Origin of the sequence: Maribacter sp. R77961, assembly GCF_044594925.1 — a bacterium.
GTDB lineage: Bacteria > Bacteroidota > Bacteroidia > Flavobacteriales > Flavobacteriaceae > Maribacter.
Map to the genome: position 1 here is coordinate 1,932,167 of NZ_CP138991.1, position 17,294 is coordinate 1,949,460.

Here is a 17,294-nt window from a genome sequence, read left to right on the forward strand (position 1 = left end):
GAACTATTTAATTTTCAAAAGTTCTTCGCTCATTTGAGATTGAAGTTCTTTCGCCTTTTCTTGTGCCCGAATGGCAAAATCTTTATTCTTAGATGCATAAATAATACCTCTGGAGGAATTGACTAATAATCCTATAGTGGACGTTATGCCATATTTACAGACTTCTTGAAGGTTACCTCCCTGCGCACCCACTCCGGGTACCAGTAAAAAACTATCGGGAATTATTTTCCGTATATCAGCAAGGTATTCCGCTTTAGTGGCTCCTACTACGTACATTAAATTATCCGAACCTTTATAATTTTTTGAAGTATCTAGCACTTCTTTGTAAAGTTCAACTCCATTAATTTTTTTAGTTTGATAATCATAAGCACCTACGTTTGAGGTTAACGCAAGTAGAATGGTATGCTTATTATTAAAGGCCAAAAAAGGCTCCACGGAATCCTTGCCCATGTAAGGAGCAATTGTAATGGAATCAAAATTTAAATCTTCAAAAAAGGCTTTAGCGTACCTTGTTGATGTATTACCTATATCACCCCGTTTCGCATCCGCGATCGTAAAAATTTCTGGGTATTCAGCATTTAAGTAGTTGATTGTTTTCTCTAAAGCAATCCATCCCTTTATCCCGTAAGCCTCATAAAAAGCAATATTAGGTTTATAAGCTACACAAAGATGATGTGTTGCATCTATAATAGCCTTATTGAACGAAAAAATAGGATCTTCTTCCTGCAAGAGATGTTCCGGTATTTTCTCTAAATCGGTATCGAGACCAATACATAAAAAGGATTTTTTTTCATGTATTTGATCAACAAGTTCTTGAGTCCGCATTAGGTGCTTATTAATGGAATAAATAGGTTTTTAGAAAATCTCCGATGCTTCTTTCAGCTTTTCTGTATTTTCAACAAGACTAAGTTCATCAATGATTTTTTGAATATCACCATCGATAATATTGGAGAGGTCGTAAAGGGTTAAGCCAATTCTATGGTCTGTTACCCTACCTTGCGGATAATTGTAGGTTCTTATCTTCGCAGAACGATCTCCACTACTTACTTGAGAACTTCTTTTAGCTGCATCCTCCTCTTGTTTTTTGGCTAATTCCAAATCATAAAGTCTAGATCGTAACACCCTAAAAGCTTTATCCTTGTTTTTATGTTGAGATTTTTGGTCCTGACACTGGGCTACCAATCCCGTAGGTATATGGGTTAACCGTACTGCAGAATATGTGGTGTTCACAGACTGTCCACCAGGTCCGGAAGAACAGAAAAAATCTATTCTAACGTCTTTAGGGTCTATTTGCACATCAAAATCTTCCGCTTCTGGCAACACCATTACGGTTGCGGCACTAGTATGTACCCTTCCTTGGGTCTCTGTTTGTGGAACACGTTGTACCCTGTGTACTCCAGCTTCAAACTTCAAAGTACCATAGACGTCTGTTCCAGTAACTTCAAACTGAATTTCTTTATATCCGCCATTTGTACCTTCACTCAAATCTATGACATTGGTTCTCCAGCCTTTGCCTTCGCAGTATTTCGTATACATTCTAAAAAGGTCTCCCGCAAAAATACTGGCCTCATCACCACCTGTTCCTGCTCTAATTTCAACAACTACATCCTTAGCATCTTCAGGATCTTTTGGAATAAGCATAAATTTAATCTCATCTTCTAGAATTGGCAGCCTCGTCTTGGCCTCATCTAACTGCATCTTTGCCATCTCTAACATCTCAGCATCACTTCCGTCAGAAATTATTTCTTCAGCCTCCTCAATATTACTGGTCAACTCTAGATACTCGTCTCTCTTAGCAACAAGTGCCTTAAGATCACTATACTCCTTCGTCAATTGCACGTAACGCTTTTGATCCGTTATAATATCTGGCTGAATGATTAGGTCAGACACCTCATCAAAACGTTGTTTTACAATGTTTAATTTATCAATCATATGTGCGCTTCACTTGTCTTGCGAATTTACAATAATTTTGCAGAAGCCTTGGACTTGCTAGCGCGTTTATTACAATATCAATTTTAAAAAATTGTCAGGGCAACGCGGTAGTTTTTCTTTGTAGCAGAAAAGCCTTAATCGGTTACAAAAGTAGTACCTAAGGTAAAAATAAAAGCATTAAGCCCATCACTCCTGTCGTATGCGTTTACTCGTAAGTCTATTGTTTTTAGACCAAACATAAATACTTTGGCCTTAGTAAAAATATCCTTGTAACGGGCACCTATTCCGTATTGATGGGCATTATATGCGGACAGGTCATAATCCGAAGTATAAAAATCCAATATAGAAGTTGCGCCCTCTTTGGTATAGAAATAATCTGCAGCTGTTTGAACGTAATACCTATAGGACGGGTATAGCGTAAATGCATCGCTAAGTTTAATAGGAATCTCTAGATTGGCCGTATGCGAAGTAATTCCCCAATCATCTGTATAAAATCGATAATAGGACCGTACTACAAACCGGTCTCCAGCAAAATAATTTAAACGTGCCCCAATAGGAATTTTAAAACGACTCTCCGGAAGTCTTTCTACATCATCCGCCAACTGAAAATCTTCAATAAAAAAGTCAGCAACATCTCCAAAATAAACACGTTGAAAAGGTGTACTTAACAAACCTTGCTGCTGCACCAGGTCTAAAAATATCGAACCTTGCACTCTTTTACCAAGAATCTGAGAGAAGAATAACGAAACAGCATAGGAGTTTCGGTTTTCATTTTCAAAAGCAGTAAAATTTGTGGAATAATCGCCAGGTCCAGAAATTCTAGAATCTGCAAAACCATTTCTCAACTCAATAGGGTATTGTGGATTCCATTTATCTAAAAACACATTTGCGTTTATTCCTATCTCCGTATTTTTTTCATTGAACAAACGTGTATATCCTGCTCCGAAGCCTACAGAGAAATAATCATATTCCGATGAAACATAGGCGTTGGCACTAATTATGGTATTCCTGTCTTCTGAACTGTGTTGGTAAGCAGGGTTAAAATAAGCCAATACATCTTGCCTAGAGGCTCCAGAGGACGCACTGAACGGGCTGGTATTATTACTTGGATTGCCGTCTAGAGGGTTTACATTACTTGAGGAAGCTGATGTATACGCAGAAATTCCCGCATCTACCGTAAGTACATCATCTGGATTAACTGGTATCTTAACAACAATGGTAGACGTAGCATCGGTAAGCTGCTCGGTTCCTTCACCTCCCGTTACCGCTGCATTTTCACCATCTTGACCATAGTAGCTAAAGAGTAGGTTTATCTCCGTAGCCTCTAAAACTCTTTTGGTATAGGTCGTATTATCCTGACCAAAAGTTGAGAAAGTACAGAGAAAAAGAATTAGCGAAACGATTCTTAAATTTTTCAAAGTAATTAGTTAAGTAAATGCTGCACTTATTTTAAAGTTGATTGGCTAATCATCTATTATATTTTCGATTGAGCCCGTCTTGAGCTTGCCGAAAGGCTCAGGGTAAATTCAACCAACAAAGTTCTAAACAGAACTTTGGGTTTCATTTAATTACAACCGCAACCGCCACCGGTTTTACCTCCGTTGGCTCCCGCTGAGGCTTCCCTGTATATTTGAAAATTGGTTTCAAACCGTTCTGAACTTCTAGCGGATAATTGCATTTCTTCATCGTTCAAATATGCTTTATCATACTCCTTTACGGCAACACAAGAAGTACATATTACTAAAAAGAATAATATAGAAAATAGTCTTTTCATAGCTTGAAGTTAAGGATTATTGTCGAAAAGGATTCCACCACTCTTATGAATTTTGTTTGCGCTATCCACAATAATCACCTCTGTACCTCCTAGTTGATTCACTAAGGATAAACCCGCATTTTTACCCATAATAAAGATGGCCGTAGCCAACGCATCGCAAAGTTCAGCACTTTTTGCAAAAACAGAAACACTATTTATCCCTGTCGACGGATATCCCGTCCTAGGGTCAATGATATGGGTGTACTTTTTTCCATTGATAATCACAAACTTCTCATAGTTTCCGGAAGTGGCAACGGAAGACTCTAGAATAGGCAACCAAGAGAATATTTTATCCTTACTTAGTGGATTAGCGATACCGATTAACCATTTTTCACCGCTAGCCTTCGTTCCCCATGTAGTTAAATCCCCAGCGGCGTTAATAATCCCGGCAGGAACTTGCTTGGAAACCAAGAGTTCTTTTGCCTTATCCGCGGCATAGCCCTTCCCTATTGCTCCAAAAGAAATTTTCATTCCCTTATACTTGAGAAAAACAGTGTTGTCCGCAGTGTTGAGAATGATATTATTATACCCTACTTTGGCTACTGATTTCCTAATCTCTTCGTTCGTTGGCATTGATGTCATAGAGCCATCAAACTTCCAAATCTTATCCATGGAGGAATAGGAAATATCAAAAGCACCATCTGTTATTTCTGATATTTGTTTGGCACGCTCTATCAACTTAAAAAGCTCCAAACTTACTTTTACAGGTTTAATCCCCGCATTTTTATTGATAAGAGCGGTTTCAGAAGATGCATCCCAAGAAGATATCATTTTCTCTATTCTTCTTATCTCACCGACCGCTTCTTGAATATTTATATATCCCAAATCCTCATCAACGGAGACTACCGTAATATCAAAACGGCTACCCATAAGTTTCAACGATTTCTTTACCGTTATATAGTCCTTACTTTGACTGAACACAGTTATGGACAAAAACAAAACTAAGATGGATAAAATGCTTTTCACTTTTGAAAGGAATTTAAAAGTGAAATATATTCTTTGACCTCCTTATTTTCGTAAGCAAAGCTTCCTAAAACAGTTTCATCTTTATCCAATAGTAACACTAATGGAAAATAACCTTTGGAGTTGAATTTTTGCGCCAACTGTTTGTTTACCAGTTCTTGTTGAAGTGGTAGGCGATTCTTCTTTTTTCTAGGAAAATCAGCCTTAAATAAGACTAAATTTTCATCTGCATATTCCGAAAATTCTGGTGATTGAAATAGCAACCTATCTAATTTTATACAGGGTGCGCACCAGTCGGACCCAGCAAAAACGAGTAGCACTGGTTTATTAGCGCTTTTGGACTTAGAAATGGAGTAGTCATAACTCTGTTCCCAATTTTGGGAAAAAACCAAAAAAGGAAATAAGAAAAAATAGATGAGGAACTTCAATTTCAAAATTTAACGATTTGGGACATTGAATAAATTATTCAAACACCCGGAGTATACTTCCGTTTAACTCGGTGTTGTATATTTTTAATGGTTTTGCAACACTATTGGGAATAGTATTTAGCGGAGTCCCGGTTTGATCAAAACGAGAACCGTGTACATCACAGAAGAAAATACCACCATTTTGGTTTACGAATCTCACCTGATCATAGTTCTGATGACTACAAACCTGAGTAGCGGCAACAAATTCACCTTCTAAATTTTTGACTACCACTACTAAATTTTTGAGTATAAAACCACCATTATTTACCAAATTAGCGGCCTCATCAGAATTTAAATCAACTGTAAAGTCTATACCTGTTGGTGGTTCCACAAGGTTTCCATCAATAGCATCATCTTTTCCACAGCCTCCTAGACAAGGGAATGTAATAGCAAAAGCTGCACCTGCACCTAAACTCTTTAAAAATTGCTTTCTTTCCATAACTACTTATTTATAATAAACAACGCAGTATTACAGCTAATCGTATGCTCTAATATGTAAAGGTACCGTACTCGCTTTTGATAGTGAGTTTTTTTTCCGAGGAAGCCTCAACACTACCAATTATCTTGGCATCGACATTAAACTCTTTTGATATTTTAATCAAATCCTGTGCCATATCAGGGTTCACGTAAATTTCCAAACGATGCCCACAATTAAATACCTGATACATTTCCTTCCAGTCCGTTCCGGATTGTTCCTGAATTAATTGGAACAGCGGTGGCACATCAAAAAGATTGTCTTTGATAACATGAAGGTTATCTATAAAATGTAGAATTTTAGTTTGTGCCCCACCACTACAATGCACCATTCCGTGAATATCTTCACTAGTATATTCAGATAGTATCCGTTTTACGATGGGCGCATAAGTCCTTGTAGGCGATAGCACTAATTTTCCTGCGTCTAGTGGTGCACCTGAAACTGGGTCCGTTAACTTGATATTCCCGGAATAGACTAAAGCAGAAGGCACTTCTGCGTCATAACTTTCAGGAAATTTATCCGCCAGATATTTCGCAAAAACATCATGTCGTGCGGAGGTAAGTCCATTACTTCCCATACCGCCATTATATTCCTTTTCATAAGTGGCTTGCCCATATGAAGCTAAACCAACAATAACATCACCCGCTTTAATATTTGCGTTATCAATTACTTTATCCCTTCTTAATCTGGCTGTTACCGTGGAGTCTACGATGATTGTCCTGACCAAATCGCCAACATCGGCAGTTTCACCCCCTGTGGAACGTATAGAGATACCATGTGATGATAAATCTTGAATAAGTTCTTCGGTACCGTTAATTATTGCAGATAATACTTCACCCGGAATTTTATTCTTGTTGCGACCAATGGTAGAGGACAACATAATGTTATCGGTTGCTCCTACGCATGTTAAATCATCAATGTTCATGATAAGGGCATCTTGTGCGATTCCTTTCCAAACGGAAATATCTCCCGTTTCTTTCCAGTACATATATGCCAATGAGGATTTTGTACCGGCACCGTCCGCATGCATCACAAGGCAGTACTCCTCGTCTCCCGTTAAATAATCGGGAACTATTTTACAAAAAGCCATAGGAAAAAGACCTTTATCAATATTTTTTATGGCATTGTGTACATCTTCCTTAGAGGCGGAAACTCCTCTTTGACTGTATCTTTCACTCGTGGATGAGGACATATTGTTGGTTTAAGGCAAAAATAGAGGAATTGATTTAAAATGTAGGTTGAAGCTTAGGAAAGTAATCCTATTTAATAAACAATAGTTCCCCGTATTTAGTTAATGGCCATAATTGGTCTTCTACGAGCTTCTCCAACTTATCGGAATGCAATCGAATCTTATCAAAATAAGGTTTTACGTTGTCGCAATAGGCAACCGCTCTCTTTTTACTGTCTTTTAAAGTGTTTGCTTTTTTACGGGCCTCCGTCATTGCATCGGTAAGTTTTTTAAGTTCGATTAAATGTTCTCCTATTTCCTCTATCATGGTTAGTTGACCTTCAGAAAAACTCTTATGCGCAGCTCCATAGATCTCCTTAAGACCAGAAACATTAGTTATCAATTTATTTTGATAAGCTATTGCCGCAGGTATAACCCTACTGTAGACAAGGTCACCTAATACCCTTCCTTCTATCTGCAGATGAAGAATATATGCTTCCAATTCTACTTCTACCCTGGCACCAACTTCCACATCACTCATCACCTTCATCGTCTTAAACAAAGAAAGACTTTCTTTTGAGCTAAGAACATTCAGGGCGTCCGGGGTATTTTTGTTATTACTTAATTTTCTCTTTTTTGCTTCGTTCTCCCATTCTTTACTATAACCGTCCCCATCAAAACGAATTCTTTTAGAAGTCTTTATATATTCTCTAAGGACATTGAATATTGCCTCATCTTTCTTTAGATTCTTCTTGTCTATCAAGGCATCTACCTCCTTTTTAAAATCCTTAAGCTGTTTAGCAACTATCGTATTTAAAATGGTCATAGGTTTGGCACAATTGGTCTTTGCCCCAACGCCACGCATTTCAAACTTATTACCCGTAAAAGCGAAGGGGGAAGTTCTGTTACGGTCTGTGTTATCCAGTAAAATTTCAGGGATTTTTCCAACTACATTTAACTTTAGTTCCGTCTTTTCCTTTGGCGAAAGTTTACCTTGGCTTACACCTTCCAATTCATCAAGAACACGACCTAACTGTTTGCCTATAAAAATTGAAAAAATAGCCGGCGGTGCCTCATTGGCTCCCAATCTATGGTCATTACTTGCCGAAGCGATAGACGAACGCAATAGTTCTTCATACGTATTTACCGCTTTTATAGTGTTAATAAAAAAGGTCAAGAACTGAAGGTTCTTCATGGGTGTAGCGCCCGGACTCAAAAGGTTTGTTCCGGTATCCGTAGCCAAGGACCAATTGTTATGCTTTCCAGAGCCATTAATATTTGAAAAGGGTTTTTCATGAAAGAGAACTTTAAAATGATGTCTGTCCGCAATTTTATCCATAACATCCATCAGCAGTAGGTTATGATCTACGGCCAAATTGGCCTCCTCAAAAACCGGAGCCAGCTCAAACTGGTTCGGCGCAACCTCGTTATGCCGTGTTTTGACCGGAATACCTAGCTTGGTGCATTCCTTTTCCAAATCACTCATAAAACTCAGCACCCTACTAGGAATAACCCCAAAATAATGGTCATCTAATTGTTGACCCTTTGCAGCGGTATTGCCTAGCAAGGTCCTACCGGTCATGATAATGTCAGGTCTAGAATGGGCAAGGGCCTTATCTATCAAGAAATATTCTTGCTCCCAACCTAATGTTGCATTTACCTTGGCCACGTTCTTATCAAAATATTTAGCAACTGCGGTAGCTGCTTCATCAACCGCGTGTAAAGCTCTTAACAGGGGAGCTTTATTATCTAATGCTTCACCTGTGTATGAGACAAAAATCGTAGGAATACATAAAGTTGTACCATATATAAATGCCGGTGAAGTTGGGTCCCAAGCCGTGTATCCTCTTGCTTCAAAAGTATTTCTTATGCCTCCACTAGGAAAGCTTGATGCGTCAGGTTCCTGCTGAACCAGTTGTCCGCCTCCAAACTTTTCTAAAGCCGTACCATCCGGAAGTAAATCAAAAAAAGCGTCGTGCTTTTCTGCAGTAGCCCCTGTCAAAGGCTGAAACCAGTGGGTATAATGCGTAGCTCCCATAGAAATAGCCCATCCTTTCATAGCCTCGGCGACTTGGTCTGCAATTTTACGGTCTATCTTAGACCCAGAAAAAATAGCCCCTTTAACACTTGCCAATGCATCTTTAGTTAGGTATTGCAGCATTCGCTGCTCATTAAAGACGTTAACTCCAAATAACTCTGACCGCCTTCCCTTTTCTTCAATAGCGACTGGACTTCTCCCTTGGCTTTCTGCGATTGCTGCTGATCTAAATACTGACATATGGCTTTGATAAATTATTAATTCCACAAAATTACGTTCTTAAAATAGAAATATCACAAAATACCCATCAAAAAATGGGGGTCTATTTAAAATATTCTTATTTATAACGAATAACCCCCATAAAAATTCTTATAATTCCATAAAAAACATATTTTTGTCTGTCTTTTAAAATAGTAACATAACGACCACACATTATGAGCAAAACAAAATTAGAGTACATCTGGTTAGATGGATATTTTCCAACACAGAACATGCGTAGTAAAACCAAAGTAGTAAATGACTTTGGAGGTAAATTGGAGGACTGCCCAATGTGGTCTTTTGATGGAAGTTCTACAAGACAAGCAGAAGGTGGGTCTTCTGATTGTTTATTGAAACCTGTAGCTATTTTTCCCGATCCTGCACGTAAAGATGCATTCTTGGTAATGACTGAAGTTTTAAACGCAGATGGCACTCCACACGAATCTAACGGTAGAGCTACTATTGATGATGATGATAATGATTTTTGGTTTGGTTTTGAGCAGGAGTACTTTATTATGGATACAGCGACCGACCTTCCATTAGGGTTTCCTAGAGGAGGTTACCCAGCACCACAAGGTATGTACTACTGTTCTGTTGGTGGGAAAAACACCCATGGAAGAGATTTAGTTGAGGAGCATGCCGATCTTTGTATCGCTGCGGGATTAAACTTTGAAGGTATTAACCAAGAAGTTGCTTCCGGACAATGGGAATATCAGTTATTCGCTAAAGGCGCTAAACTAGCTGGTGATGAGATATGGGTATCAAGATACCTATTGGATCGTTTAACAGAACAATATGGTTACTACATTGAGTACCACCCAAAACCATTAGGTAAAGATTTAGATTGGAACGGTTCTGGTATGCACGCCAACTTCTCTAACACAACTTTGAGAACATGTGGTGACAAAGCAACTTATGAAAAAATATGTGAAGCTTTCCGCCCCGTAGTAAAAGAGCACATTGCCGTATACGGTGAATTTAATGACCAACGTTTAACAGGAGATCACGAAACTGCTGCTATCACAGACTTTAGCTTTGGTATTTCTGACCGTGGAGCATCTATACGTATTCCTATTATTACGGTAGAACAAGGATGGAAAGGTTGGTTAGAAGACAGAAGACCAGCTTCTAACGGTGATCCTTATAAAATTGCGGGTAGAATCATTAAAACGGTTAAAAGCGCAAAAATTTAATAAACCGAATTAATTGTTGATAATGAAAAACGCCTCTGTAATTACAGAGGCGTTTTTTTAATCCTTGAATTTCTGAAGTGGTGTATTCATCCAATAGTCATTAAAATTATCTGGTTTAATAATGGGTTGACTTTTAGTATAAATAGGTTGCATTCCATTCATGTACCTACCATTATTTCGTGGCATAATAAATGGTTTTACTTCTTGAACGAAAAATTCACGAAACTGATTATATTCTTTTGTATAGCTCTTATTGATTACATTCCCATGAATATCATTGATATTATTCACTTTAAAATAGATAAGTTTCTGATTCAATGGGATATTCCTCTTAACCGCAGATATTAAATCCTCCCACATAAGACGTTCTTTTGTAGAAATTAAACCTGGATATAAAAAAACTTTTTTTCCTAAAATCAACGATCTTTTGAACTTGATCCTACGACCCTTGAAATAACCTCTGAAGTTCTTCATTCCTACATCATTGCCCAAATCAATTTCTTCATTAAAAGTAAGTTCAAACCTTTTCTTATCGAGGTCTACACCAATATGTATCACATTAAATGGAGGGCGTATTCGCAATTTAAAAGTATTATGAAAAGAAATATAATTGAGATACATTTTATCGTTTACTCCCCTCTTGTACGATGTATTTATTTCAAATATCAGTTTATTACTATTTTCAGCTTTTGTCTTCTTTGCTATTTTATTGCTTTGTCTAAGATAAACCGCATACTCTAACTTGTGTATGGCAAAATCAAAAGTGGATATGTATATTTTTCCAAATGCCAAATGCCGTTCATCTATTTTTTGGAATTTGACCACATAAAGGATTTCATCAGCGCTATTAGTATTAGATAACCTTTTGAAGGAATGATTTCTTAATATATCACCATTATTCACCTCATTTATAAAATCATAAGTATTTAAACGATAATTCCTAATAGCATCATGCGTTTTTAATATTGTGAATTCATTTCCTCCATAATCAGAGAGAAAAGCATTCGTAATCGTTTTTCTACCAGTATTATAATCGTACAGATTATCCGCTACGGTATCTCTTCTAAATTGATTATTTTGTTCATAAGCATAAATCTGAACCTTTGTTGTGGACGTGTCAATTTGGTCAAAACCAGCGTCGAAAACTTCTAGTATGGCTTCGTTAAGATTAATATACTCTTCCTTTTCAATTTGATAATCTCGATAATAACCAATGGTTGAAAATGGATGATTAGGATAATTTTTGGGAATACTTTCTATTGCCTCCCTAACGATTTGCTTTGCTGATCGTCTTCGTCTTCTCTTATACTCCGCAGTAACTATAGCTTCTTGAAGCACAGCAACACTTGGGTATAATTTAAGCACATAAACACTATCCTTGTTCAAGGTCTGCATGGCCACCTCTTTAGTTTTATAGCCTAAACTGGATATCTCCAAAATATCACCGTAAGTCCTGTATTTTAAAGGAATCCTAAAACCTCCATCGACATTAGAAATTACTCCTAAGGCTCTATCCTTAACCCTAATATTTGCAAAAACAATAGGCTCTTTTGTTTCGGCATCTATTAAACTACCCCGAATAAAATCCCTTTCTTGGGCAGAACCGCAGGCGAATGCCCCAAGAAACAAGCCAAGAACCAATATTTTTAAGAAGTTACTTTTCACTAAAAAATAGTATTACTACGAAATAGTAATATAAACAAAAGCCAAGTAAATTCCCACAAGAATTATACCATCGCGCCAACCTAAACGAAGGCCTTTTGGAATGAAAACCAAGGGTAGGATAATAAAGGAAATTCCCAACATCCAAAAAATATCGTTACTTAACAGACCGTCGTCCACTACTTTAATTGGCGTTATTATGGATGTGATACCAAGTACTGCAAGTAAATTAAATATATTAGAACCGATAAGATTCCCTAGAGAAATAGCTTTTTCCTTTTTAATAACCGCTATTATTGAGGCTGCCAGCTCAGGTATACTTGTACCTACAGAGACAACAGTAATTGCAATTACCCTTTCGCTTACCCCAAAAACGGTGGCCATACCCACAGCACCGGTTATCAATAATTCTGAACCGCCCCATAAGGCAAGACCTCCTAAACCTAAAAACAGCACTGTTTTATATAGTGGAAGCGCAATGGCAACAACATTCTCTTCCTCATCTACTGCCGGTTTTTGAAAACGGAGCAAATAGACTAAAAATAAGAAAAGACAGACCACCATGGTAATACCTTCGTATTGCTCTAAAACACCATCAAAATAGATAAACCCAAAGAATAAAAGGGAAGCGAGCATCATAACCGGCCAATCTGTGGTATAAAAACTCCGTTTCACATTTATAGGGCCAAGTATTACCGTAACAGCCAAGACAAGCCCAAGATTTGCAATATTTGACCCAACTACATTTCCTAATGCCAAATCGGGAAATCCATCAAGAGCTGCGTTGATACTAACGATTAATTCTGGCGCAGAGGTTGCAAAAGAAACCACGGTCATACCAATGACAATTTTAGGTATGTTTAATTTTAAGGAAAGGTCCACGGCCGATTTCAACAACCAATTACCACCTGCTATTAAGAGCAATAGGCCTCCCACTACGAATAAAAAGTCTTGCATTTACAAGGTTTTCAACAAATATAGGTGAAGTATTATTTAAAACACTACATCCTTTTTTATTCAATCTAAAAACATTACAACTACACAAATAGTTAAATAACTGTAAATATAGTTGTATAACTATAAAATTAGTTATACGTTTGTTTAAACAGCAAACTATTATGGAAAAACTCACCAATAAAGAGGAAGAAATCATGAAAATCCTTTGGACCTTAGAAAGAGCCTTTGTGAAGGAAATCATGGAGCAAATTACGGGAGACAAGCCTCATTATAATACCCTATCTACTATAGTAAGGAACTTAGAAGAAAAAAAATATGTTGATCACGAAGCTTTTGGAAAAACACATAGATACTTTCCATTAGTCAGTAAGGAAAACTACAGGCAAAAATATGTTAACTCTAGCATGGTAGACTACTTTGATAATTCGTATAAGAATTTAGTATCTTTTTTCGCCAAGGAAGAGAAAATTTCTATTGAAGACTTAAAAGAGATTATTAATCTTATTGAAAAGAAAAAATAATGGAAGTACTTCTAGAACATCTTATTAAGTCCGCTGCCATTCTATTCTTGTTTTTAGGAACATACTATCTATTTTTAAGGAATGAAACATTTTTTAATAGCAACCGCTTGTTTTTGATAGGTGGACTATTGACCTCATTTCTGCTACCACTAATCAGTTTTACCAAAATAACATATGTTCCCCGACCAGCCGTCTCAACATTAGATGTGGCGGCCATAGAAAACCTTTCCGGGGTAAATTCATCTGCTAGCACCTTTAATTGGACGAACTTTACTATCATTATCTATTTACTTGGAGTTTTGTATTTCATCATTAGACTAATGATTCAATTACGCGCTATATATGACCTTAAAAAGAGTAGTGACGTGGTTTCTGAAAATGAATTTTCCCACGTAAGAACCAATACGGCGATTTCTCCGTTTTCTTTCTTTAGATACATATTTTACTATCCAAACCAATTTTCTCATCAAGAGTTACGCACTATTATAGCTCATGAGAAAATGCACGCAAGAGGAATGCATTCTTTAGATATATTATTTACCGAAATTGTGCTTATCCTAATGTGGTTTAACCCAGCAATATGGCTATACAAGACTGTAATAAAACAAAACTTGGAATTTTTAGCGGATGCCAAGACCTGTAATGAGGGAGAAGATAAAAGAGCATATCAATATTTAATGTTGAAGCAAGCAACGGAACATCATAAAATAAACATAGTAAATCCATTTTTTAATTCAATCATCAAAAAACGAATAGTCATGTTAAATCAAAATCAATCAAAACGAATTAATCTTCTTAAACTATTACTAATTCTCCCATTTTTAGGAATCTTCTTAGTAGGTTTCCATACAGAAGAAGTAGTGAAATTTTCCGAGGATACATCAACCGCTGCACTGGACCATGAAACCCCAGAATTTTTGAGTCCTGTAAAAGCTGAAGACCTCATCAGAGTTTCGGCAGATTTTGGACCAATGAGAAGCCCCTTCACCAAAAAAATAGAGAATCACACGGGTATTGACTTGGTTACAAAAAGTGGCAAACCAGTTTCTGCAAGCGCTAACGGAGTTATAAAATCTAGCAACAAGGATGAAAATAGAGGTAATTACATCATCATAGAACATGATGCCGGTTATAGTACTAAGTACATGCATTTAAGAGATAGGTCCGTATCCAAGGGAGAAAAAGTACAGACTGGCGACCCAATAGGTCATGTTGGAAATACAGGAAAATCTACGGGGCCACATTTACATTTTGAAATATTAAAATCTCAAAAGGTCCTAAATCCTGCAAGCTTCGTACCTTTTAATACAACAAAAACCACGCAGACCTTAAAAACCGATTCCAAGAGAAATGCTAAATCCGCTGCAGTTATAGAATTGACGATAGCTAAAACCACCACCGATGCCCAACTGCTTAAAATGAAAACTGATTTAGCACAAGAAGGTATTGACTTTTCCTATACTATAGTAAGGAATGGTGCTAAAGAAATAATCTCTTTAGAACTGGAACTTGTGAATGGAACAATTTCCACTGCAACTTACAATAGTAAAGGACAAACAGGCGCTAACAAAGATGGCATTAAACCCGTTTTTATATTTGTTGATACCCACAAAAACACAATAAGCGTGGGCAGAAGTCAGCATGAAAGGCACAGTAATGGTATGGTTTGGATTTCTGACAACGATGAATCTGACGCTGAGGAAATTATCGTAAAAAAAGTTAATGGCAAGAAAATAACGATAATTAATGGCCAAAAGATACAAGAAGATGAATTTGAGGATAAGGACATACAACTAAATGAGAGTAATTTTGTATTCATTTCAGATGAGGACAAAAACTCCAAAAAAAGTATAGTCAAAATTTATCGAAGTAAAAATAAGGAGGGTGAAAAGAGTGTTTTTATACATACAGATTCAGAAGATGATAAAGACATGAAGGTAGTCGTCAAAAAAAATAATGCTTTTCTTTCTGGCAATAAAAAAGATGAACCATTATATATTATTGATGGTGAAGATGCCGATAGGAAAACTATGAAAAAACTAGGTACAGATAAAATTGCCAGTATAAATGTTATAAAAGGAGATGCTGCAAAGAAAAAATATGGCAAAAAAGCAAAGAATGGTGTAATCGAAATAACTACAAAAAAACAATAAGCTACTTTTTTTGCCTTAAATAATATAATGAAGACCTGTCCATTAAAAAGGCAGGTCTTTTTCATTTTCAAAGATGAAAAGTTTTATTTGTACAAAAAACTAATTGAAAAATCCCTTACAAATTATAACACGTTACAAAAACGCTCTACAATTGTTCTTATATGAAATCATATTTATTATTTTTAATTATATAATATTACATCATTGTAGAGGTTATTATAAATACTATAACTATTCTCATTTATAGACTTACATATTTGTATTTGATTGTATTGATTTAACAAAAATTACTTGCACTCAAACATACTTCCCCTATATCTTATTTGAATAATCGATTACAATCAACTTTTGTATAACCTAAAACTATGACATATGATAACCCTGATAAAGATTTTAGTTTACCTGTTTCTATCCGTATTAATATTAAGTCTATAATTTATCTCGATAGATAAACTCAGAATGGCATAAATAGAACGCGGCTCTTTGCCGCGTTTAAATTTTTGTATTTTTGAAAAAACCAACTTTTGAAAAAACCATTTTTTAAATTACTGGCCAAGTTAAACAAGACCTTGCTTCCCTCCTATGCAAAACAGCAATTAGACCTGTCCAAAGCTTCAAAACTTCAAATGGCGATAATAGGTTGGCGTTACTTTGTTACTACAAATGCCTTAGATTAGTATTTTAGTAACGAGTGAATGTCGTAGCCCTTTAATTGTTCCCTTCCTTTAAGGAACTCTAATTCAATCAAAAAATTTAATTGAACAACTTCTCCTCCCAATCGCTCAACAAGCTTACAGACAGCCCTAGCCGTTCCTCCAGTGGCAATAACATCATCATGAATAAGCACTTTATCCCCCTCTTTAATGGCATCTAAATGTATTTCCAAGGTATCCGAGCCATATTCCAAGGCAAAAGACTCATTAATTGTATTATACGGTAACTTACCCGGCTTACGAACAGGCACAAAACCAGCATTTAATTTTTCCGCGAGCATAGGGCCAAAGATAAATCCCCTGCTCTCCATGCCTACCACTATATCAATAGCAGCGTCATCTATAAAATCAGCGAGTGCTTTAGCTGTATACTTAAGTGCCTCTACATCTTTTAATAATGGTGTAATATCTTTGAAAACAATTCCTTTTTTTGGAAAATCGGTGACATCCCTTATATAGCTATCGATATTCATTTAATATGCCGTTCTTAATTTTGCGGTAAATGTAAAAAGAAATATATTTGCATCCCCTATATAAGGGGTACAATGGCCTCGTGGCGCAACTGAATAGCGCATCTGATTACGGCTCAGAAGGTTACAGGTTTGAATCCTGTCGAGGTCACGAATGAATTAAAAAGTCATACGTCAAATCAAGTTCGCTTGAATTTGTAAGTGTGACTTTTTGATTTTCAGCGCGGAGCGCTAAGGAAAACCGAAGATAATCCTGTCGAGGTCAAAATTTTGCACAAAGCTCTTTAAACAAAATGTTTAGGAATCTTTTTATTTTTCTAGAAGTTAACTAAATATCCGACAACAATTTCTTTAGGGGATAAAACTCAAATTTACGTTGACTATAGATAAAACTGGAATGAATGTGCAGACTCAGAATAGCAAATTTAATAGTTCTATTTTTTAACAATTTAATCTGTTTAGGAGGTTCAATCGTAGTGATTAGATAATATTCATCGTTTAATAAAGTGTC

At 36.5% G+C, this 17,294-nt stretch carries 16 protein-coding genes and 1 tRNA gene; 5 read left to right on the top strand and 12 right to left on the bottom strand.

From position 1 onward, the window contains the following. Positions 1 to 3 precede the first annotated feature (3 nt). The 9 genes from pyrF to SJY09_RS08485 all read right to left on the bottom strand — a co-directional run bounded on the left by pyrF (position 4) and on the right by SJY09_RS08485 (position 9,096). The gene (gene pyrF, locus SJY09_RS08445; RefSeq protein WP_396638512.1) at positions 4 to 825 is read right to left on the bottom strand and encodes an orotidine-5'-phosphate decarboxylase; all 822 of its coding nucleotides are present in this window, start codon (positions 823 to 825) and stop codon (positions 4 to 6) included. A 30-nt stretch (positions 826 to 855) separates the two neighbouring features. After that, complete coding sequence (gene prfA, locus SJY09_RS08450; protein WP_396638513.1) at positions 856 to 1,932, bottom strand: peptide chain release factor 1; 1,077 nt, start codon at positions 1,930 to 1,932, stop codon at positions 856 to 858. Positions 1,933 to 2,066: 134 nt separating this feature from the next. Continuing rightward, a complete protein-coding gene (locus SJY09_RS08455; protein WP_396638514.1) occupies positions 2,067 to 3,350 on the bottom strand; it encodes a DUF3570 domain-containing protein in 1,284 nt (427 codons plus the stop codon). A 146-nt stretch (positions 3,351 to 3,496) separates the two neighbouring features. Beyond that, positions 3,497 to 3,706 (bottom strand): DUF4266 domain-containing protein, encoded by a 210-nt coding sequence (locus SJY09_RS08460; RefSeq protein WP_396638515.1) that lies wholly within the window; start codon positions 3,704 to 3,706, stop codon positions 3,497 to 3,499. 9 nt (positions 3,707 to 3,715) lie between these two features. After that, positions 3,716 to 4,711, bottom strand: a complete 996-nt coding sequence (locus SJY09_RS08465; protein ID WP_396638516.1) for an FAD:protein FMN transferase — start codon at positions 4,709 to 4,711, stop codon at positions 3,716 to 3,718. Next, positions 4,708 to 5,142 (bottom strand): thioredoxin family protein, encoded by a 435-nt coding sequence (locus SJY09_RS08470; protein WP_396638517.1) that lies wholly within the window; start codon positions 5,140 to 5,142, stop codon positions 4,708 to 4,710. The genes SJY09_RS08465 and SJY09_RS08470 overlap by 4 nt, the downstream gene beginning before the upstream one ends. Positions 5,143 to 5,170: 28 nt before the next feature. Next, the gene (locus SJY09_RS08475) at positions 5,171 to 5,614 is read right to left on the bottom strand and encodes a ubiquinol-cytochrome c reductase iron-sulfur subunit (protein ID WP_396638518.1); all 444 of its coding nucleotides are present in this window, start codon (positions 5,612 to 5,614) and stop codon (positions 5,171 to 5,173) included. Positions 5,615 to 5,663: 49 nt separating this feature from the next. Then, positions 5,664 to 6,842, bottom strand: a complete 1,179-nt coding sequence (locus SJY09_RS08480; protein ID WP_396638519.1) for an AIR synthase related protein — start codon at positions 6,840 to 6,842, stop codon at positions 5,664 to 5,666. Between the two features lie 67 nt (positions 6,843 to 6,909). After that, positions 6,910 to 9,096, bottom strand: coding sequence for a glutamine synthetase III (locus SJY09_RS08485; RefSeq protein WP_396638520.1), 2,187 nt, complete (start codon positions 9,094 to 9,096; stop codon positions 6,910 to 6,912). Between the two features lie 194 nt (positions 9,097 to 9,290). Between SJY09_RS08485 and SJY09_RS08490 the strand changes: the two genes are divergently transcribed. After that, positions 9,291 to 10,307 carry a glutamine synthetase beta-grasp domain-containing protein gene (locus tag SJY09_RS08490; protein WP_396638521.1) on the top strand — a complete coding sequence of 339 codons (1,017 nt, stop codon included), beginning with the start codon at positions 9,291 to 9,293 and terminating at the stop codon, positions 10,305 to 10,307. Between the two features lie 57 nt (positions 10,308 to 10,364). Here the strand turns inward: SJY09_RS08490 and SJY09_RS08495 are convergent, their stop codons facing one another. Continuing rightward, positions 10,365 to 11,972, bottom strand: a complete 1,608-nt coding sequence (locus tag SJY09_RS08495; protein WP_396638522.1) for a carboxypeptidase-like regulatory domain-containing protein — start codon at positions 11,970 to 11,972, stop codon at positions 10,365 to 10,367. Positions 11,973 to 11,987: 15 nt separating this feature from the next. Beyond that, positions 11,988 to 12,926: a calcium/sodium antiporter gene (locus tag SJY09_RS08500; RefSeq protein WP_396638523.1), complete on the bottom strand. Its 939-nt coding sequence runs from the start codon at positions 12,924 to 12,926 to the stop codon at positions 11,988 to 11,990. A gap of 161 nt (positions 12,927 to 13,087) precedes the next feature. On the opposite strand from SJY09_RS08500, the gene SJY09_RS08505 reads away from it, so the two are divergent. The 3 genes from SJY09_RS08505 to SJY09_RS08515 all read left to right on the top strand — a co-directional run bounded on the left by SJY09_RS08505 (position 13,088) and on the right by SJY09_RS08515 (position 16,277). Continuing rightward, positions 13,088 to 13,447 carry a BlaI/MecI/CopY family transcriptional regulator gene (locus SJY09_RS08505; protein WP_396638524.1) on the top strand — a complete coding sequence of 120 codons (360 nt, stop codon included), beginning with the start codon at positions 13,088 to 13,090 and terminating at the stop codon, positions 13,445 to 13,447. Next, entirely contained in the window at positions 13,447 to 15,600 is a 2,154-nt protein-coding gene (locus tag SJY09_RS08510; RefSeq protein ID WP_396638525.1) for a M23/M56 family metallopeptidase, read from the top strand. Before SJY09_RS08505 ends, SJY09_RS08510 begins: the two co-directional genes overlap by 1 nt. A 524-nt stretch (positions 15,601 to 16,124) precedes the next feature. Beyond that, the gene (locus SJY09_RS08515; RefSeq protein ID WP_396638526.1) at positions 16,125 to 16,277 is read left to right on the top strand and encodes an SsrA-binding protein; all 153 of its coding nucleotides are present in this window, start codon (positions 16,125 to 16,127) and stop codon (positions 16,275 to 16,277) included. Here SJY09_RS08515 and SJY09_RS08520 read toward each other — a convergent pair. Beyond that, positions 16,274 to 16,786 (bottom strand): adenine phosphoribosyltransferase, encoded by a 513-nt coding sequence (locus SJY09_RS08520; protein ID WP_396638527.1) that lies wholly within the window; start codon positions 16,784 to 16,786, stop codon positions 16,274 to 16,276. The two genes, SJY09_RS08515 and SJY09_RS08520, sit on opposite strands and share 4 nt — an antisense overlap. A 74-nt stretch (positions 16,787 to 16,860) precedes the next feature. On the opposite strand from SJY09_RS08520, the gene SJY09_RS08525 reads away from it, so the two are divergent. Beyond that, positions 16,861 to 16,934: transfer RNA gene (locus SJY09_RS08525), tRNA-Arg, on the top strand. Positions 16,935 to 17,294: the final 360 nt, after the last annotated feature.